A 19,716-nucleotide genomic window follows, 5' to 3' on the forward strand; every position below is an offset into this window, starting at 1 on the left:
GATATTTTTTGAAAATCATATATCTAGATTAGAAACAAAAGTAGAGTTTTCTTGTATGAATCGAAATCTTGCTTCTGGCTTTGTCCCCATGAGACTTTCTACTATATGTTTCGTTTCTTGCATTTCTACAGTGTCAATAGAAACGCGTAACAGTGTACGCTTTTGAGGATGCATAGTGGTTTCTTTAAGTTGTTCAGCGCGCATCTCTCCAAGTCCTTTGAAACGCCCAATTTCGATTTTAGTTTTTCCAGTGAACTCTGTTTTTAGTAATTCTTCCTTATGAGCTTCATCACGTGCATAAGCGACTTTTCCTCCTTGTGAGATTCGATAAAGAGGAGGCACGGCAAGGTATAAATGTCCCTGACGAATAAGATCGGGCATTTCTTGAAAGAAGAAGGTAATGAGGAGTGAGGCAATATGAGCACCATCAACATCCGCATCCGTCATAATGATAATACGTTCATATCTGAGATCTTTTTCGCGATACTTAGAGCGCGTTCCACATCCAAGAGCAAGTATCAGATCACTAATTGTTTGGCTTGAGTTCATTTTCTCGTGTGCGGCACTGGCTACATTTAAGATTTTTCCACGAAGGGGTAAAATTGCTTGGTTTGCTCTATTTCGTGCTTGTTTAGCAGAACCACCAGCAGAATCGCCTTCAACAATGAATAATTCAGCACCAGCAGCAGAGTTTTGGCTACAATCTGCGAGTTTTCCGGGTAGACGTAATTTACGTACAGCAGTTTTTCGACTTATTTCTCTATCTTGGCGTCTTTTAACGCGTTCTTCAGCACGTTCAATAACCCAATCCAAAAGTTTTGTTGATTCTTGTGGAGAAGTTGTCAGCCAATGATCGAAAGGATCACGTATTGCATTCTCAACGATACGCTGTGCTTCGATTGATGCTAATCGATCTTTTGTTTGTCCAACAAATTCAGGATTTTTGATGAAGACTGAAAGCATTGCAGCGGTTGAAATCATAACATCATCGGACGTAATGATAGCAGCGCGCTTGTTTCCTATTAACTCAGCATAGGATTTCAAACCACGCAAGAGAGCTTGCCGTAGTCCTATTTCGTGTGTTCCACCTTCTTCAGTAGGAATAGTATTGCAATAAGACTGTACATAAGCATCACCACCATGCCAAGCGACAGCCCATTCAACAGAACCATGACCATTGTACTTTTTTGTTTTACCAGAAAAAATTTCTGACGTGATCCGATATTCATCTTTCAGTGATGAGAGTAAATAATCTTTAAGCCCATCAGGGAAGTGAAAAACAGCTTTTTCAGGAATATTTTTTATGCCTTCAAGTATGACAGGATCGCAATTCCAGCGAATTTTTACGCCGCCAAAGAGATAGGCTTTAGAGCGTGCCATCTTATAAATTTTTTCTGGTTCAAAAGCTGCTTTTTCGCCAAAAATTTGACTATCAGGATGAAAACGAACGCGTGTGCCACGACGATTATAAACATCACCCAAATCTTCTAATTCAGATTGAGGAATACCGCGCGAAAAGCGTTGCCGATAAAGTTTTCGTTCTCGTGCTACTTCGACTTCCATATCATCAGAAAGAGCATTGACGACAGAAATTCCTACTCCATGAAGCCCACCAGCAGTTTGATAGGCTTTGCCATCAAATTTTCCACCTGAATGGAGTTGTGTCATGATGACTTCAAGAGTAGATTTTTCAGGCATTTGAGGATGATTTTCGATAGGTATTCCGCGCCCGTTATCTGTCACCGTTAAATAACCGTTTCTATCTAAGGATACATCAATTAAGTCTGCATAACCAGCGACGGCTTCATCCATCGCATTATCAATAATTTCAGCAAATAAATGATGAAGTGCTTTACTATCTGTTCCACCGATATACATTCCAGGACGTAAACGTACAGGCTCTAAGCCTTCAAGAACCCGAATAGAGTGGGCGTTATAGTTATCTTCTTGTGTATCCTTTTTCGAAGTCATCGCTTCTGAGTTCACTGGGGATTGCAGACCTTTTTCTTTTATATTTACCCGGGATTGAACATTATTTAAAATACTGAAAAGATCCTTGCTGTTATCGCTCATGGCATTTGATTATCCACCTCATAAAATAAAATCTAATTACAATAAATTCTATGCCTTTTTTTTATTTAAAAATCAATGCACTTAGGATACATCAATTGTTGAACCGAAAATTTGTTCAAATGCTTGTTTCAGAGCAATATCAATATCGTGTATTGTTACAGGGAAACCTAGATCAAGAAAACTGGTTACACCGTAATTTGTGATTCCACAGGGAACAATTCCTGAGTAATGCGCTAAATTAGGATTAACATTGATGGAAACTCCATGAAAGCTTACCCATTTGCGTACACGAATGCCGATAGCAGCAATTTTATCTTCGGGGGAGTTTTTGTTTTGTTTTGATGGGCAATGAGATCGTTTAACCCAGACACCAACCCGATCTTCGCGGCGTTCACCTTTAATATTAAATTTTGCAAGCATTTGTATGATCCATTCTTCTAATGCACTAATAAAAGCACGAATGTCTTTTTTTCTGCGTTTAAGATCAAGCATAATATAAGCAATACGTTGTCCTGGACCATGATATGTAAATTCACCGCCACGGCCTGCCTCATAAACAGGAAATAAGTGGGGAGTTAAGAGATCTTTTTTATTCGCACTTGTACCAGCTGTATAAAGAGAAGGATGCTCAAGAAGCCAAACTTGTTCATGTGCATTTTTTGCAAGAATGTTTTCTACACGCTCTTGCATATAACGCAGTGCTTCAGGATATTCGACCAAGCTATTACTTATTTTCCATTCAACCGGTGGATTATCGGGGATTGTTTTAAAGTAATGTGGTAAGTGATCACGATCAGTATGTTTCAATTCAAATGTCATTAGCAATATTTATTTTTGTATTTGGGTTTGTATTGTACTTAGTAAAAGAATTGCAAAGTAAGATATGAAATTGTTTATTAAAATTGAGATAATATGGTAGTGAATTAAAATCTGCATTCATTTTACCATCTTCCTGTCGCACCACCACCACCTGAAGATCCACCACCACCTTTAAATCCTCCGCCTCCTGAATGACCACCAAAAATTCCACCAGAACGTCTGCCGACAGCATTTAAATTTAAAAACCAAGGTGTGAAGATGATACCCATCCAAAGATATTTTTGTGGCCCTACTTTTTTACCAAAAATCATTGCAAGAATGGGTAAACCAACCATTATAAAAAGGATTAAAAGCATAATTATATTGATTACCATTTCTTCTTTTTCAGCTTTTTTATTTTGTTCTTCAACAGCCTTGGCTTTCATCTTGATTCTAAAAGAAAAATCAGAGTCATTTTCTGTAATGACTTTGATAATTGCATGAACTGCTTCGACAATTCCTTTTTGATAATTTCCGTCACGGAAATTTGGAAGAACGAAGTTATTAATGATAACTGCGGAAATAGCATCCGTTAACTCTCCTTCCAAACCATAGCCCACTTCAATACGTACTTCACGCTCATTCGGTGCAATGACGAATAATACACCGTTGTTGATCTGTTTTTGACCTAATCGCCATGCGCGGAAAAGAGAATTGCTATATGTCTCTATACCGCTTCCTGAAAGAGTAGGGAGAGTTACAATAACAATTTGATCTCCTGTTTTCTCTTCAAGTACAGCTAGTTTTTCTGTTAGATTCTCTTTTGTTTCATTATCAAGCAAATGGGCCACATCGTTGACATAGCCAGTTAACGGAGGAAATTTAGTCTGCGAGCAAGCGACGCTTCCCAATGCAATGACCAAACATAGAGTGTAAACAAGAGCCCATAAGCATTGAAAAACACTGCGTTGCATAGAACGTCGAAACGGTTTCATTAGTTAAAATTGACCTTCGGTGTTTGTTGGTTATTGGTATCGATAGTAAAAGTTGGCATAGGCTTAGCATCACGAAACCATAATTTTGCCCAAATCATTGTTGGCATTGTTTTTAGTGCAGTATTGTAGACACGTACTGATTCGATATAATCACGGCGCGCAACAGAGATACGATTTTCAGTCCCTTCTAATTGTGATTGAAGAGTAAGAAAATTCTGATTTGCTTTAAGATTAGGATAGTTTTCGACAACAGCCATAAGACGCGAAAGTGCGCTTGATAAATTTGCTTGATTGTTGAGATATTGCTGCATAATTTGCGGGTTATTCAACATATCGGCATTAATATTTACTTGTGTTGCTTTAGCACGTGCTTCAATAACATTGGTAAAAACAGCTTTTTCATGAGCTGCGTAAGCTTTTACAGTTTCTACGAGATTGGGAATGAGATCTGCACGGCGTTGATATTGACTTAGCACTTCACCCCATGCGGCATGTGCTTTTTCTTCATTTGTTGGTATCGTATTAAATCCACAGCCGCTTAAAAATGGCAAAAATACTAAAAAAATAACGATTGAAAATTGTCTTAACATTTTAACCATAGGATAAGTAAGTATAATTGAATTAGTTTGTACGTTTAGCATAAAAATATCTCCACAGCTATTTATTATTATGTAGGATGTAGTTTCTCAGTAAAAAGTATTTTAAATTTCATAAATGCATATTTTATGAAGAAATGATATCAATACAAGTTTTTAGCTAGTTTATCGTATTTAAATGGTTAGCTGATACTTAAACAATAATGACAATATAATACCAACCTATAAATAATTAATGTTAATTATTATTGCTGAATATTATCCTATTTGCAATTGTTTCTTTAAACATTACTTAATTGCTATTTATAAAGATAAGGTTTGTGATGGTATGGTACTACTTAAAATTTTAGTTATAGGATATATGCTATATAAATCTCCTCGAAAGGTCTTCACACAGAGCTTGAAAAGCCATTTTGTCTGACAGTGCCAGACTTATGATATTGAAGTACTTGTTATTATCGTTTCTTCATTAATTTGGGGAAGAAAATGGTAACAGATTTGCATCATAGCATTTTGCTAATCATCTGCAAGAAGGGGTAGCATCCGCAAAGCGGGATCTCAAACCTCATTTTAATTTATTAAAGTTTGAAAGTACATGAGATCAATTCATAGTTCAGTCATACAGAAAAAACGAGGAATAATTGGTGATAATATATGTCCTAGGAGAGGACAGAATATCGATATTAATAGCGATAGACAGACAAAAATATGGGAAGACTTTTCTGTTAGTCGTGCAACTTATTATTGAAAGAGGAAATTATCCAAAGAAAATAAAAAAAGAAAACAAAGATAAAACTGCTCCTGTCGCTATATTAATCAAGCCTTTTACACGTTTCTTTTTTAAAGCGGTGCCGGCAAATAATATAAAAATAGTCATTAAAGTAAACCATGCAACGATGCTGAAAGAATGTATGGTTATAAGTTCAAAGTCTTTTTTTATGCTACCGCTAGAAGACAAAAATTTCGGGAAGGCCGCTATGTGAAATATTGATACTTTGGGGTTTAGTATTTGTGTTATAAAGCCGTCTATGTAGCTGGTTAAAAGCCTTATTTCACTCGTATCATGCTTTTTATTCTTTGATATTACTCCTTTTGAATTCAAGCTGTTTATTCCAGATTTAAGCGATTTAACTCCCATGTATAATAAAGTGCAGCTACCCATGAATTTTATTAAAAAAAACAGCGTGTTGTTGTTGAAAATGAGTACTGATACACTTAGCATGGAAAATGCCCCATGCACATATATTGCTGTATACAATCCTAAAACGTTGGCAAATGCGTTCTTTCTTCCCAATTGTAGTTTGACACTAGGTTTTGCACTAAGTGGGAAGAGGGAGGTGGGATTAGTTAGGAATATGTGGTAATTTGTTGTTTTTATGTACAATTTTTACCATTAAATGCGCGTTTTGTAAAATTAAATTTTGACAGCTAAAATTGCCCAAAAGAGCGAAAAATCATAAAAATCGGAATTTAGTGCTAAAAATGAGAGAAGTCTGTGAAAGGTCTTTGAAGAATTTTAAAAAGTCTGTAAAAGCCCAGAAAACCAGCTTTGAAAGACCTTTGAAAAAAATCAGACAAATCGTAAAAGCAACTCCAAAAACAACCCAAAATGACCAAAAAAGCAAAAAAGATATGCGCTATATGGCGCGTTTCTATTTTTGTAAGATATAATCTTTTAAAAACAGTTAGTTAATTGAATTTTTTAATGTAAAAAGATTTCCACTTTCATTTTTCATTTTAGAGAGGCATTAAGCCGTATTTTGTGTAGTTTCTAGATGTGCTCTTTCAGTTTCAATTTGCCGTTTTAAATGCAATTTTAGAAGAGGGAAAGTTGCCTCTACTTCTTCCATGTCGTTGATGTTTTGAACGAGTTCTTGCAATTTTATACAAAGCTCTGCCGCTAATTCCGCTATATCTTCAGGGGGGAGTTTTATTTTTGCATCACGATAGGTTGTATAAGCTATGCGACCAAGCTTTTTCATGAGGCCAGAAGGAATGGTAGGTGCCTTAAAACCTGCTGCTTTAGCCTTTGCCATGTCACTAAACATTTCACCTTCACCTGTAACAAGCCAATCTAATGAAATACCGCATATTTCTTGATATTTAGATAGAGCAGAGGCGGTAGGTTCGCTTATGCCAATTTCATACGTTCCTATAGATGCAGCGGTTATACCAAGATGCTCCGCAAATTTTTTGCGTTCTGCGAACCCAAGGACGCGTCGCACTTCACGAAATCGTTTCGCTAATTCTGTTTTTGGTTCTGCTTCTGGACGTGCCAAAAAAACACCTCAAAACAATTATAATTAATTTTACAAAGTAATTATAATTGTTTATACCTTTAATTACCGCCCGATATAGCGGGCATATATTCTACAATTAACCCGACAAAAAACGGATATTGGAGTATCCGTTTGAAGCAGGGGTGAAAGTTATGACAACCACCCAAACATGGGATCGCCATAGTACTCTAGCAGAGCTATGCCGTAGGAATATGACCTTGGCGGAACTCACAAAAGCTTATCAACTGTCGTCATCCAGTATTCAACATATCTGGACACGATCTAACGAGAAAGCTGAACGCGCTATTGCCGATTTTATCGGCTTGCCCGTTGAGCAGGTTTTTAGCGACCGCTACCCCAAAAGTCGCCGTCGCATCTTCAAAGCAGCAAAACACGCTAATACGGATTCGCGTACCCCTTCCGCACTGCGCGGTAATGCCGCTTGAACTCGTTACACGGCTTTGCGTGTTAAACGCATTTGCCATGAATTTAGATACCATAAGATAAAAAGGTTTATCAATGTCTAAACATCAATACGAAATTGGCAAGATAAATTGCATACAGTTGTCTCATCAGGCAGCTGATTGGATGGTTTGTTTTTGGCGATTAGGTGGTGGTCAAGTTTTCTTTATCGGGGGGGATTATGGTTGCTGCTTGTAATTTATGGACCCCAGATGTCAGAAGCGATATCGTTAATCCTTATTCAGAAGTTGAACGATTAGAAACGATGCTCGCTTGCTGTTATAAGGTTGTGCAAAGCAGTTTTCGCCATTTACCTGTACGATATATTATTAACCCGCCGCATCATTTGTTTGATGCGATGTTAGCGCGGCAGATTGTCATTCATCTTTTTCATTATCAGTTTGGGGTACCACGATGGCGTATTGTTGCCATATAAGCACGGCAGCGGACTTCTATCTCTCTGTCTTTGCAAGTGATTAATCGACGTTTGGAAGAACCTGTTTTTGCCAAAGCTTATCACAAATGGGCAAAGCGTGTGCAGGATTTGTTTTTACAAGAGATCAGAAAGGTGGCAGCGTGATGGCACAGTTTCAAACACTTAATCTTGATCTTATTACTTAATCTTGATCTTATTGTTGTGCCCGAGCGCATTCGCCCTGTAGATGATGAGCATGCCAAGGCGCTTGCGCAATCTATGGAGCGAGAGGGATTGATGAATCCGATTACAGTGCGCCATACGCCCAACGCTAAAGGGGGCAATTATACCCTTATTGCTGGTGCGCACCGGTTACGTGCTACTGAGCTTTTGGGTTATCGGGAAATTGATGCTGTTGTGGTGCAGACCGATAAAGAGAATGATGCTGCACTCTTATAGGTTGCGGAGAATCTTTTTCGTAATGAATTGTCAGTGATAGATCGCGCATTGTTTGTCCAGACATGCCGCGAATTATGGGAAAAGAAGTATGGAGAAATCAAACGGGGAGGGGATGGTAGTAATCAATATAAAGCCAAAAAAGAGCAATTTGGTCAAGTTGACCGAATTGCTCAAACGAACAAAGATACCCCTTCAGATCAAAATGAAGTCGTGTTTGAAGGGGATGGAAAATCAAAGGGTAATGTTTACCCTTTTGCTAAACATGTTGCCGATAGGATTGGTTTATCGAAGGAGTCGGTGAAGCTTCTTAATCGCATCGCCCAGCATTTACAACCATAATTGTGTACAGCTCTGCGTGGCACGGCATTGGCGGATAATCAGGCGCAATTGTTGAAGCTTGCGAAGATGGAGCCGGTTGCGCAGCGGCGTGTGGCAATTGCTTTGCAACAGGTTGAGGGGGATTTACGGCGGGCTGTTGATTTGATCAATGGCATTAATACACCGCCACAAATCAATGAACAGGAACGGATTTTTTCTCAATTGTTAGGAGTATGGCAGAGAGCGGATGCGCAGACACGTGCACGTTTTCGTGATTATCTTGATGGGCAACAAGCACAGGTGCAGGCATGAAAGCGCCCAATCTGCAACAGCTTGATTTTTTTCAACAGCCGGTTTTTCCTTGTCGGGAGCCGATTGCCCAGATTGATTTAGAACGATTTCGCTCACGAATAAAACGTGCCATGGCTAAAGCTTTGCGTGAATGCCCGTTTGAACGGAGTGTGATTGCTGAGCGTATGGCGCATTATTTAGGGATTGGTTGTTTAAGCAAAGCGAGTTTGGATGCTTATGTTGCGGAAAGTAAGCAGGTGGATATTTCTCTGCCGCGTTTTAAGGCTTTTGTTCGCGCTACGGGAGCATTTTGGCTGTGGGATGAGGTTGTGAGTGAAGATGGTTTATTGCTGTTGCAAGGGGATGAGGCGCGGTTAGCAGAAATTGCGAGGCTTCAGAAAGATCCTTTGAGAATCCCTTTAAAATTCTATGAAAAAAATTGGTGCAAAACCTACTGTCAAATTAGGTAAAACTTGATGACAGATTACAAGAGAAAAAATATATAAGTTCATCGATCAATGTTTCAGCAGAGTGCGCTTATAAACGTAGGTGTTGAAATTGAGGATAAAGTAAAGATTATTAAAAATTTATGATTTTCTAACTGTTTTTTTACTTTACGATTATATTTTAACGACGGGTCATTTGATAAATGACTTTTCGTGAATGTGTTAAGATAGTGCTATTTCAAATATAGGTGTTATAGAAGATTAAAAATAAAAGTTTTTACTATCTTTGGAGTGCCTTATTTGCCATCAAAGATTAAAATTTGGGATTCTCAAAAGACAGGAGAGCATGGTGAATGCTGATGAAATAAAAAAACTTGATAGTTATTTTAAAAACATATTCCAAAATTCAGCATTACAAGTAAAATCGCGTCCTAAAAAGGATGATTCTTGTGAAGTTTATATTGGTGATGAATTTTTAGGCATTATTTATCGAGATGAAGATGAAGATGAGTTGTCATACAATTTCTCGATGGCTATATTGGATGTTGATTTAGAGAATTGATTTATTACGAATAATTAAATAAAATTTTTCTTCGTTTAATAAGCTTTATATGAGTTTTAATGCTTTAAAACTCGTGTGTTCGTTTCGTGCGATAATTAGGTGATCATGAATAGTAATACCTAATGCATTTGCTGCGTCTTTTAATCTATATGTCATGGTGATATCTGCTTGAGAAGGTCTAGCATCACCAGACGGGTGGTTGTGTACTAAGATAAGTCCTGATGCAGATAATTCTAAAGCTCGAGAGATTACTTCACGCGGATAAACAGGGGTATGATCAATGGTTCCAGTTTGTTGCACTTCATCAGCAAGTAAACCATTTTTCTTATCAAGAAATAAAATACGAAACTGTTCACGTGTTTCGTGAGCCATCACAGCTTTACAATAAGCTAATACTTTATCCCAAGATGAAAAAATATCACGTTTAAACAATTCTGCACGAGCAAGACGCCCAGCAACATCCGAAATAATTTTTAAGTCGATCGCAGTAGCTGGTCCACATCCTTGAACCTCTTGAAGTCGATAAATATCAGCACCTAATACATCAGCTAATGAGCCAAAACGCGCTATCAAGCTCTTAGCTATTGGTTTTGTATTTGCTCGAGGAATCGTGCGAAAAAGCAATAATTCAAGGTATTCATAATCTTCAATTGCTTTTCCTTTTGACTTTAAATAGCGTTTACGGAGACGTTCGCGATGTCCTTGGTAATGTTTATGTATGTGTAAATTTTTCTGAATTTTTTCACTTTTTGTTTCTGCCATTGGGTTAAGTGGAGCACTTGATGTTAATGCAAAATGATTGCTCTGGATGTCTTCCTTTTTATTTATTTTTTTAGCCATGATATTTCTACACTTATTTAGGCATATGAATTGGGAATATAAAAAATATTCCTAGGAGATTGCGTAAAAATTTCGCATCCTTCATTTGTTATACCAATTGTATGTTCATACTGTGCACTAAGAGATCGATCACGTGTAACGGCTGTCCAACCATCGGATAAAATTTTGACCTGTGGTTTACCAAGGTTTATCATTGGCTCAATTGTAAATATCATACCTTGTTTTAGTTCTATTCCTTCTTTAGGTTTTCCATAATGTAGAATATTAGGCGCATCATGAAAAAGCTGACCGATTCCATGTCCACAAAAGTCTCTTACAATTGAGCAACGTTCAGATTCTGCGTAGTTTTGAATGGCGGCACCAATATCACCTGTTGTTGCTCCAGGCTTGACTACGGCTATTCCTCTCATCAGACTTTCATGCGTTATTTTTAGCAAACGTTCTGCAGCACGTCTGATTTTTCCAACAGGATACATGCGGCTTGAATCTCCATGCCAGCCATCGAGAATGAAGGTCACATCAACATTCACAATATCGCCTTCTTGCAAGGGCCTTTTACTAGGGATGCCATGACAAACAACATGATTGATTGATGTGCAACATGAATGTCTGTATCCGTGATAATTCAGATCAGCAGGAAGAGCTCCTCTTTCGGCTCCAAAAATAAATACAAAGTCATCAATTTCTTGTGTAGTGACGCCAGGCTTAATAATATCCATAAGTGCATCAAGGCATTCCGCAGCAATGCGACCAACTTCACGCATTTTAGAAAAAGCGTGCTCATCAAAAATGCGAATTTGTCCGTTAAATTTTAAGGGGATTTTATTATATTCAATATAATCAGTCATTACTTTTTCTGTTTTCTATTTCCACTCGATGAATCGGAAAGATACCTTTTGTACTTACGTGACATTTTACAGCATAAAATTCTACCCCCGATTCTAACGCTAAATCAAATTTACGTCCATAGGTTGGATCAAGATCATGGCAAATTGTAAAAGCTGAACAATCTTCCCGTTGAATTACATAAAGCATAGCGGCTCGTTTGCCTTGTTGCACAACTTTTATGAGTTCATCAAGATGACGTGTACCACGTTTTGTCACGGTATCAGGAAATTCTGCTAATCCTTTTTGGCGGATAAAATGGACGTTTTTAACTTCTAGATAACAGTCAGAAAGAACGTCATCACGCAGAAGAAAGTCAATTCGTGATTGCGTACCATAGCGTTGTTCCTTCAAAATTGTTTTGTATCCGTTTAATTCCGGTAACAAACCATTTTGAATTGCTTCTAATGCAAGTTTGTTAGGTAAAGTCGTATTGATGCCAACTAAAGTATTATTTACTTCAATAATTTCTAATTGATATGCGTATTTTCGTTTGGAATTATTGTGATATGAAAGCCAAATATTAGAGTTGGGAGTTGCCAAACCAAGCATCGATCCCGTATTAGGAACCACCACGGTGAAGATGTGCTGATCTTCTCGTTTAACATCAGCAAGAAAACGTTTATAACGATGGATAAGTTTTGCAGGAAAAAGTTCAGAAATAAAGAGCATACCCCTTATCTTAGAATTTATGATTTCATAATTCAACTCAGATTGTTATCTATAAGCTCTATAGCATATTTCAATGAGGTATTCTTGATGCACAAAAAATGTCAAGACAATTCACACAACCACTCTAAGCATCTAAGACTAAAATTTATTTGTTCTTATTATTCGTTGTTAATTTTAAAGTTGTTACTTCGCAATAGACTCTATGTAAAAAGATAATATTGGCCTTAATTTGTTATTAAAAAGGTCATTTTGGGGAGAATCTTTTTTAAGAAGGCTGCGTTTAAAAAAACATCTGTAGGAACATAATGTATGAAATTAGAGAGAATTGATGGCTGGAACTAATAAGAATCGTAAAAATTTAACAAATGGTCCAATTATTATTTTAGTCGAACCACAGCTGCCTGAAAATATTGGTATGGTAGCAAGGGCGATGGCAAATTTTGGGCTCTCTAAGCTTCGGTTGGTCAAACCTCGAGAAGCATTTCCAAATGAAAAAGCCATAGCTGCTGCTAGTAAAGCAGATCATGTCATTAATGACGCAGTTATTTTTGATACGTTGCGTGACGCAATTGCAGATTTGCATTATGTTTTTGCTACAACAGCACGTGAAAGATGCGGTTTTAAAACTGTAAAAAGTGCTGTTGAAGCGGCGAGTATCTTACGTCAACGTGAAAATATTGGGCATAAAACAGGTATTTTATTTGGAAGAGAAAGGTGGGGACTAGAAAATGATGAAATAAGTCTTGTTGATGAAATTATTACTTTTCCAGTTAATCCCGCTTTTTCTTCACTTAACATTGCGCAAGCGGTTTTGCTTATGTCTTACGAATGGATGAAGTCAGGTTTGGAAGATGCGAGGGATACTGCTTTTCGTGCGGTAGAGCTGGAGCCAGCTGATAAAGCAACGTTTCATGGTTTTTTATCTCAATTAGAAGATGCTTTGGATATTCGTGGATATTTTAGACCCCGAGAACGCAAAGAGGTTATGCTTGCAAATCTACGTTCTGTTTTTACGCGTGCCTATTTTAGCGAATCTGAAGTTCGTTTGCTCCGGGGGATTATATCTTCACTAGAGCATTTTTCGCCCAAGTTTCCACGAGGAAGTGGTACACCCACAGAGCGTAATCGTAAAAAATTAAAAACAAATGTAAAAACTGATGGATGAGCGTCCTATTCTTTTTTTTGATAGTGGTATTGGCGGCTTAACAGTGTTGAGGGAAGTACGTCTTCTTATTCCTGAAACGCAATTTATTTATGTTGCTGACGATGCAGGATTCCCTTATGGAAATTGGGAAGAAAATGTCTTGAAAGATCACATTTTAAAGGTTTTTACAAATCTTTTAACACGTTATAATCCCGTCTTGTGTGTGATCGCTTGCAATACCGTTTCTACATTAATGATGGCAGATTTACGAAAAAATTTTCCCCATATTCTTTTTGTCGGAACAGTTCCTGCAATTAAGTTAGCAGCTGAACAAACAAAATCTGGTTTTATTTCAGTGTTAGCCACTCCTGGAACAGTGAAACGTGCGTATACACATGAGTTAATCAACACTTTTGCAGATCAATGTCATGTTCAGCTTGTTGGAAGTGAAAAGCTTGCTAGCTTTGCTGAAGATTATTTACGCGGGAAATCTGTTGATTTGAGAGAATTACGGAATGAAATCCTTCCATGCTTTGTTGAGAAAAATGGCAAATATACTGATATTATTGTGTTAGCTTGTACACATTATCCTCTTTTGATTCACTTATTTCGTGAACAAGCTTTATGGCCTGTTGAATGGATTGATCCGGCAAAAGCTGTGGCAAAACAGACAAGATCATTACTACCGGAAAGAATACATCACAAAAACAGAAAAACACATAATAAAGATTTTGCGTTGTTTACATCGCAAAACATAGATTCTTCAACGAAGCGTTTGTTAAAAGGGTTTGGCTTAAATATTGTGAAAGGAGTTGACTTTTTGGTGTGAGATTAATAAAATTGCTCTAGCTTTTTCTTTCGAGAAAACGGTGTTAATTGACGTGTCCCGTGGATAATTTTGCATATTATGTGTTAAAGTATCCTGTCAGTCTTTGTATTTAAAGGCAGAGGAGGGCGCGTTTCCTTGAGGTCTCACTATGAGGTCTTGTATTTTATTTTTAAGGAAATGCGATGAGTAAACGCGAAGCAACAAAGTATAAAATTGACCGCCGGATGGGAGAAAATATTTGGGGTCGTCCAAAATCTCCTGTTAATCGTCGTGATTATGGTCCAGGTCAGCATGGACAACGCCGTAAAGGAAAACTTTCTGACTATGGTGTGCAATTGCGTGCTAAGCAGAAATTAAAGGGTTTTTACGGTGATATTTCAGAGAAACAATTTCGTAAAACTTATGCGGAAGCTGCTCGGCGGCGTGGTGATACGGGTGAAAATCTTATTGGCCTTTTGGAATCGCGTTTGGATGCTGTCGTTTACCGTGCAAAATTTGTACCTACAATTTTTGCTTCTCGCCAATTTATCAATCATGGTCATGTTAATGTAAATGGTCAGCGCACGAATATTCAATCATACCGTTGTAAACCAGGTGATGTAATTGAAGTTCGTGAGAAATCAAAACAGCTTGTTCTGGTTTTGGAATCTGTGCAATTGGCCGAACGTGATGTGCCTGAATACATTGAAGCGGATCATAATCAGATGAAGGCAACATTTACGCGTGTTCCTGCTTTTGCAGATGTTCCTTATGCTGTGCAGATGGAACCCAATTTGGTTGTTGAGTTTTATTCTCGATAGGTGCTTTAGGGGAGGATTGCTCTCTCGATTTTGTGACACGCTCGGGAATTTTGTGTTGGTTCATAGTCTTTGGAGCCAACGGGCGGTTTTTATGAATGGTGCTGTATCAAGTTTGTTGTTATGTTTTATAGCAGTTTGGCTTGTGTGGCTTCATTTATTTTTTACGTACCTCATCTTATACGGAAAATGAGTATAAGTTTGAGCTGCACTCCATCTGTTGTTATCTTGATCATACTTTCAGAATAAGATGTTTCTTGTGCAGGATTATGGTATTATGGTCAATGTTTCAGTCGAATATCAGGAAATGAAAGAGAATGTAGAAGAAACTGATCTTTTAATGAGAGAAGCGGATGATTGTCATCCAATATTTAGGATTGCTCCTTCAACCGTAGAGTTTAATAAACTACGTAAACGGCTTTTGCGTCATATTCGGCAGGCATTTGATGATTTTTCTATGCTCTCTTCAGGAAAAAAATGGCTCGTTGCTTTATCAGGTGGAAAGGATTCTTACGGTTTACTAGCGCTTCTTCTGGATTTAAAATGGCGTGGCCTTTTACCTATCGAAGTTTTGGCCTGTAATCTTGATCAAGGACAACCAGGTTTTCCAAAGCACATTCTTCCGAAATTTTTAAACTCTTATCAAATTCCATATCGCATTGAATATCAGGACACTTATTCCGTTGTAACGGACAAATTGTCACATACACAAACATATTGTTCTCTTTGTTCTAGGTTACGACGTGGCAATTTATACCGTATTGCACGTGAAGAGGGATGTTCTGCATTAGTTCTTGGGCATCACCGTGATGATGTTTTAGAGACATTTTTTATGAATTTATTTCATGGTGGGCGATTAGCAGCTATGCCTGGAAAGCTTATCAATGATGAAGAAGATCTTTTTGTTTTGCGTCCTCTTGTTTATTGTGCAGAGGAAGATATAGAGAAATTTTCTCAGGCAATGCAATTTCCTATTATTCCTTGCAATCTTTGCGGTAGTCAGGATGGTTTACAACGTAGTGCAATGAAGGAAATGTTAAGTGATATCGAAAGAAGAATGCCCGGACGTAAAGACACTATGATTCGCGCCTTGAGCAATGTGCGTCCAAGCCATTTGCTTGATAAAAAAATTTTTAATTTTAAAGAATTAGTATAAGTATTAAATGCTTAAGTTTTAGTTTGTTAAACTTCAAACCGCGATACCATAAAGATCATAAGCATCTGATTGTTCGATTTTGATGGTGACAAATTCACCGACACGTAATGGTCGTCGTGATGATATATGCACAACACCATCTATTTCTGGAGCATCATATTGACTACGACCTTTTCCTACTTTGCCTTGACTTTCATCAATAAGAGTTTGAAGTTTTTTTCCGACTTTTTTCTTTAAAAGATGATTGGAAATTTTTTGTTGTTTTGCCATAAAACGATGCCAGCGTTTTTCTTTTACTTCTTCAGAAATGTTTTCTAATCCCAAATCATTTGCGACAGCATCTTTTACTTCTTCATATTTAAAACAGCCGGCACGTTCAATTTTTACTTCCTCTAACCATTCAAGAAGTATATTAAAATCTTCATTCGTTTCGCCTGGAAAACCGACAATAAATGTTGATCGCAAAGTCAGATCTGGGCAAATTGCTCGCCACTTTTCAATTCTACGATTTGTTTTTTCCATAAGGGCAGGACGTCTCATATTACGCAAAACATTTGGTGATGCATGCTGAAAAGGGATATCCAGATAAGGCAGAATTTTTCTTTCAGCCATCAATTCAATAATTTCATCAACATGAGGATAAGGATAAACATAATGCATACGTACCCAAATACCCATGTTTCCTAATTCGCGACAAAGATCAAAAAATTTTGTTTTTACTGTGCGATCTTTCCAAGGAGTTTCCAAATATTTAATATCAATGCCGTAAGCACTGGTATCTTGTGAAATAACCAAAAGCTCTTTTACGCCTGCTTGTACCAGTTTTTCAGCTTCGCGAAGAACTTCATTGATGGGACGTGAGGTAAGACTACCGCGCAGGGTAGGGATGATGCAAAAGCTACACCGATTAGAGCATCCTTCAGAAATTTTTAAATAAGCATAATGGCGAGGTGTTAAACGAATACCTTGTGGGGGAACTAAATCAATAAAAGGATCATGAACTGGGGGAATTGCTGAATGAACAGCTTGTATAACGCTTTCATAGGCTTGTGGTCCTGTAATAGCCAACACATTAGGGTGTGCTCGGCGAATAACATCAGGATCAGCACCAAGACAACCTGTTACAATAACTTTTCCATTTTCTTTGAGAGCTTCATCAATATTGGCGAGTGATTCATTTCAGGCAGAATCAAGAAAACCACAGGTATTCACAATAACGAGATCAGCACCTTGATGCTTACGTGAGATTTCATAACCTTCAGATCGAAGTCTTGTAATAATTCGCTCAGAGTCTACTAGCGCTTTTGGACATCCAAGGGAGACGAAACTAATACGAGGTGCTGTCATGATAAATCCTGCAACTTTATAACGATTAAATTTTATTTATTATTTTCACTTCATTAAGAATAAAAAATGTGCTTTATCTTTGATATTTGTGCAATATAATTCACGACAAAGTCATTTGTTTTTTCTATAATATCTTATGAGCGTGACTGCTTCATTCATAAGTGTGGCACAATATAAAGAAAACACCAAATATTTTTTATTGAATGTATGGAGTGTGTTTAGGTAAATGCTTTTATTTTTTAATATTTGCGAATAAGTCCTATAAGTTTACCTTGTATCTGTACACGCTCAGATCCGTATATGTATGTTTCATAGTGAGGATTTGCAGCTTCTAGTGTAATAGAGGTTCCTTTGCGTCGATAACGTTTTAAAGTTGCTTCTTTTTTATCAATGAGTGCTACAATGATTTCACCTGATGTTGCTGTATTTTGGCGTCTAACAATTATAGTATCTTTATCAAGAATACCAGCTTCAATCATAGAATCATCTTTGACTTCTAAAGCATAGTGCTCACCCGAATTAATCATACCTTGTGGTAAAGAAAGCGTATTTGTTTGTTGTAATATAGCAGAGGCAGGCACACTTGCAGCAATACGACCCATAATAGGAACAGCAATGTTTTTTTTCTCTTCTACTTCAAAATTATCAAGATCATCAAAGTTTTTTAATATTTTTCTTTTATTTTTCTCTATCATACTGGGAGAAATTTTACGTGCTAGAGAAAGATTAAATGTTATTTTCTCGGGAAGTCGAATCACCTCTACCGCGCGGGCACGATTTGGCAAACGACGTATAAAACCTCGTTGTTCCAAGGCTATCATGAGCTTATGAATACCAGACTTTGAAGAAAGCTCCAATGCAATTTTCATTTCATCAAAAGAGGGAGGAATGCCTGTTTCTTTCATATGATTATGAATAAATAAGAGTAGCTCATATTGTTTACATGTCAGCATTCAATATTCCAATCAAAAGAATCAAAAGCGAGGTAAAAAGAAAATAAAATGTATGTATTTATAAATATTATAATTTTTTGCTATAAATTAAAAAATATTTATAAATACATACATTTTATTTTATAATTGATTTTACAAAAATAATATTTGTTAATTTATATTAATAAACAATACTTATTATAATATAAAATTTTATTTTATTTAATGTAGTTAAATATATTTCTTATATTGTATTAATAATTATTAAATTATATATAAAATAATATTTTACTAAAATTAGATAATATAACCTATCTTAGACTAAATTCTGCAACTCAGTTCTGGAAAGAGTTATCTATCTCTTCTAAGGATAGATCTACATCTCTTCACTCTCTGTCATCAAGAGCTCGATCAAACAGTATTCCCACTCATTTAGCAGGGATGGCAGCTCAATTACGCATTTAGACCATTCCCCGTATTATTCCTGCTTTTTATCTTAAATAAATTGTTTATATCTAAATTATTGAGGGTGATCTCTTATCATTATAAGTAATATTATTTTAATTTAGCTAAGATTTTGATTTATATTTGTTTTATTTTTGTATAATAATAGATTTATTATTTATATTTTCGTTGTGCATTAATAAAATAGAGCTCATAGTTGAACACTATAAGTAAAAATATATAATTATAATTTTAATAAAATAGTATAGTAATTATAACTATTAATAATTATATATTTTTATTATTATACTTGTTAAAATTAATAATGAAGTATATATTTGCTTTATTTCTTATTTTATTTAGTTATTTATCAACAAAGTTTTCCATTTGTACAGATTATCTGTTTTTCTCATAATTTTAAAATATTCATTCTTCCGTGCTGAGAATCTATGCCGCATTTTTATGTTGGAATTATTCCTTTTATTTAAACTCAAAATAGAAAAAAATGTATACACAGTGATGAGAAAAAACAGAAAATTATTGATAACTAAACCGAATAATAATATTTTTTTCGAAAGGTGTTGACCAAATGAAAAGTCGACCGTATGTTCCACTCACTTTCTGCGAGCAAAATGGCTTGTGTGGGAGCGCGTAGCTCAGCTGGTAGAGCAACTGACTTTTAATCAGTAGGTCCAGGGTTCGAATCCCTGCGCGCTCACCAACTTCAAATAAAATTAATAGATTATACAAAAGTTTGAGGATTTGACTTCCTTCATTTATTTTGGCTTATTTTTCGTTTATCCTAAGCTCTTCTAAGGATTTTTGATCGATTTTATTGCTAGTCATTTTTTATCAACTGCTTTGGTATAGAGCGAAGCTATACTGTCTTCTGTTTAGCTCGAAAGAGCTTTAAGGCTGGAATTGTGTACCCGCGCATCACGATTTCTTGAAGCACTGCAAGAATAATTATCAAAAA

General features: G+C 36.5%; 17 protein-coding genes, 1 tRNA gene and 3 pseudogenes. 10 read left to right on the forward strand and 11 right to left on the reverse strand.

Going from position 1 to position 19,716, the window contains the following annotated elements; genetic code table 11:
- Positions 1-15 precede the first annotated feature (15 nt).
- From parE to V4P57_RS03100, 6 genes are all read right to left on the reverse strand, one after another.
- Entirely contained in the window at positions 16-2,073 is a 2,058-nt protein-coding gene (gene parE, locus V4P57_RS03075; RefSeq protein WP_455466717.1) for a DNA topoisomerase IV subunit B, read from the reverse strand.
- A gap of 81 nt (positions 2,074-2,154) precedes the next feature.
- Positions 2,155-2,892 carry a lipoyl(octanoyl) transferase LipB gene (gene lipB, locus V4P57_RS03080; protein WP_455466718.1) on the reverse strand — a complete coding sequence of 246 codons (738 nt, stop codon included), beginning with the start codon at positions 2,890-2,892 and terminating at the stop codon, positions 2,155-2,157.
- 122 nt (positions 2,893-3,014) lie between these two features.
- Positions 3,015-3,866, reverse strand: coding sequence for a TPM domain-containing protein (locus V4P57_RS03085; RefSeq protein ID WP_455466719.1), 852 nt, complete (start codon positions 3,864-3,866; stop codon positions 3,015-3,017).
- A complete protein-coding gene (locus V4P57_RS03090; protein ID WP_455466720.1) occupies positions 3,866-4,507 on the reverse strand; it encodes a LemA family protein in 642 nt (213 codons plus the stop codon). Before V4P57_RS03090 ends, V4P57_RS03085 begins: the two co-directional genes overlap by 1 nt.
- Before the next feature lie 712 nt (positions 4,508-5,219).
- On the reverse strand, positions 5,220-5,756 hold the full coding sequence (locus V4P57_RS03095; protein WP_455466958.1) for a LysE family translocator: 537 nt from the start codon (positions 5,754-5,756) through the stop codon (positions 5,220-5,222).
- A 454-nt stretch (positions 5,757-6,210) separates the two neighbouring features.
- A complete protein-coding gene (locus V4P57_RS03100; protein WP_455466721.1) occupies positions 6,211-6,741 on the reverse strand; it encodes a helix-turn-helix domain-containing protein in 531 nt (176 codons plus the stop codon).
- A 152-nt stretch (positions 6,742-6,893) separates the two neighbouring features.
- Between V4P57_RS03100 and V4P57_RS03105 the strand changes: the two genes are divergently transcribed.
- The 5 genes and pseudogenes from V4P57_RS03105 (at position 6,894) to V4P57_RS03125 (ending at position 9,694) form a co-directional block, all read left to right on the forward strand.
- Entirely contained in the window at positions 6,894-7,187 is a 294-nt protein-coding gene (locus tag V4P57_RS03105; RefSeq protein ID WP_455466722.1) for a helix-turn-helix domain-containing protein, read from the forward strand.
- A gap of 197 nt (positions 7,188-7,384) precedes the next feature.
- Positions 7,385-7,783 (forward strand): annotated as a pseudogene (locus V4P57_RS03110) (hypothetical protein).
- Positions 7,784-7,804: 21 nt separating this feature from the next.
- Positions 7,805-8,707: pseudogene (locus tag V4P57_RS03115) on the forward strand (ParB/RepB/Spo0J family partition protein).
- The gene (locus tag V4P57_RS03120; RefSeq protein ID WP_455466723.1) at positions 8,704-9,156 is read left to right on the forward strand and encodes a hypothetical protein; all 453 of its coding nucleotides are present in this window, start codon (positions 8,704-8,706) and stop codon (positions 9,154-9,156) included. The pseudogene V4P57_RS03115 and the gene V4P57_RS03120 overlap by 4 nt, the downstream one beginning before the upstream one ends.
- A gap of 325 nt (positions 9,157-9,481) precedes the next feature.
- Positions 9,482-9,694 carry a DUF3126 family protein gene (locus V4P57_RS03125; RefSeq protein WP_455466724.1) on the forward strand — a complete coding sequence of 71 codons (213 nt, stop codon included), beginning with the start codon at positions 9,482-9,484 and terminating at the stop codon, positions 9,692-9,694.
- Positions 9,695-9,739: 45 nt separating this feature from the next.
- On the opposite strand, the gene radC is transcribed toward V4P57_RS03125, so the two are convergent.
- From radC to sfsA, 3 genes are read right to left on the reverse strand one after another with little or no spacing between them, the layout of a single operon-like run.
- Entirely contained in the window at positions 9,740-10,534 is a 795-nt protein-coding gene (gene radC / locus V4P57_RS03130) for a RadC family protein (RefSeq protein WP_455466725.1), read from the reverse strand.
- Between the two features lie 17 nt (positions 10,535-10,551).
- Positions 10,552-11,382 carry a type I methionyl aminopeptidase gene (gene map / locus V4P57_RS03135; protein WP_455466726.1) on the reverse strand — a complete coding sequence of 277 codons (831 nt, stop codon included), beginning with the start codon at positions 11,380-11,382 and terminating at the stop codon, positions 10,552-10,554.
- Complete coding sequence (gene sfsA / locus V4P57_RS03140; protein ID WP_455466727.1) at positions 11,375-12,091, reverse strand: DNA/RNA nuclease SfsA; 717 nt, start codon at positions 12,089-12,091, stop codon at positions 11,375-11,377. The genes map and sfsA overlap by 8 nt, the downstream gene beginning before the upstream one ends.
- 328 nt (positions 12,092-12,419) lie before the next feature.
- Between sfsA and V4P57_RS03145 the strand changes: the two genes are divergently transcribed.
- The 4 genes from V4P57_RS03145 (at position 12,420) to ttcA (ending at position 16,017) form a co-directional block, all read left to right on the forward strand.
- A complete protein-coding gene (locus V4P57_RS03145; protein ID WP_455466728.1) occupies positions 12,420-13,256 on the forward strand; it encodes an RNA methyltransferase in 837 nt (278 codons plus the stop codon).
- Positions 13,249-14,064, forward strand: a complete 816-nt coding sequence (gene murI, locus V4P57_RS03150) for a glutamate racemase (protein ID WP_455466730.1) — start codon at positions 13,249-13,251, stop codon at positions 14,062-14,064. Before V4P57_RS03145 ends, murI begins: the two co-directional genes overlap by 8 nt.
- A gap of 182 nt (positions 14,065-14,246) precedes the next feature.
- Positions 14,247-14,864, forward strand: a complete 618-nt coding sequence (rpsD, locus tag V4P57_RS03155) for a 30S ribosomal protein S4 (protein ID WP_455466731.1) — start codon at positions 14,247-14,249, stop codon at positions 14,862-14,864.
- 274 nt (positions 14,865-15,138) lie between these two features.
- Positions 15,139-16,017: a tRNA 2-thiocytidine(32) synthetase TtcA gene (ttcA, locus tag V4P57_RS03160; protein ID WP_455466732.1), complete on the forward strand. Its 879-nt coding sequence runs from the start codon at positions 15,139-15,141 to the stop codon at positions 16,015-16,017.
- A 33-nt stretch (positions 16,018-16,050) separates the two neighbouring features.
- Here ttcA and rimO read toward each other — a convergent pair.
- Both rimO and lexA read right to left on the reverse strand, forming a co-directional pair.
- Positions 16,051-17,364: pseudogene (rimO, locus tag V4P57_RS03165) on the reverse strand (30S ribosomal protein S12 methylthiotransferase RimO).
- Positions 17,365-17,603: 239 nt separating this feature from the next.
- The gene (gene lexA, locus V4P57_RS03170) at positions 17,604-18,317 is read right to left on the reverse strand and encodes a transcriptional repressor LexA (RefSeq protein WP_455466733.1); all 714 of its coding nucleotides are present in this window, start codon (positions 18,315-18,317) and stop codon (positions 17,604-17,606) included.
- 1,068 nt (positions 18,318-19,385) lie between these two features.
- Here lexA and V4P57_RS03175 point away from each other — a divergent pair.
- Positions 19,386-19,461, forward strand: a tRNA-Lys gene (locus V4P57_RS03175).
- Positions 19,462-19,716: the final 255 nt, after the last annotated feature.

It is taken from the genome of Bartonella sp. B39 (genome assembly GCF_053795145.1).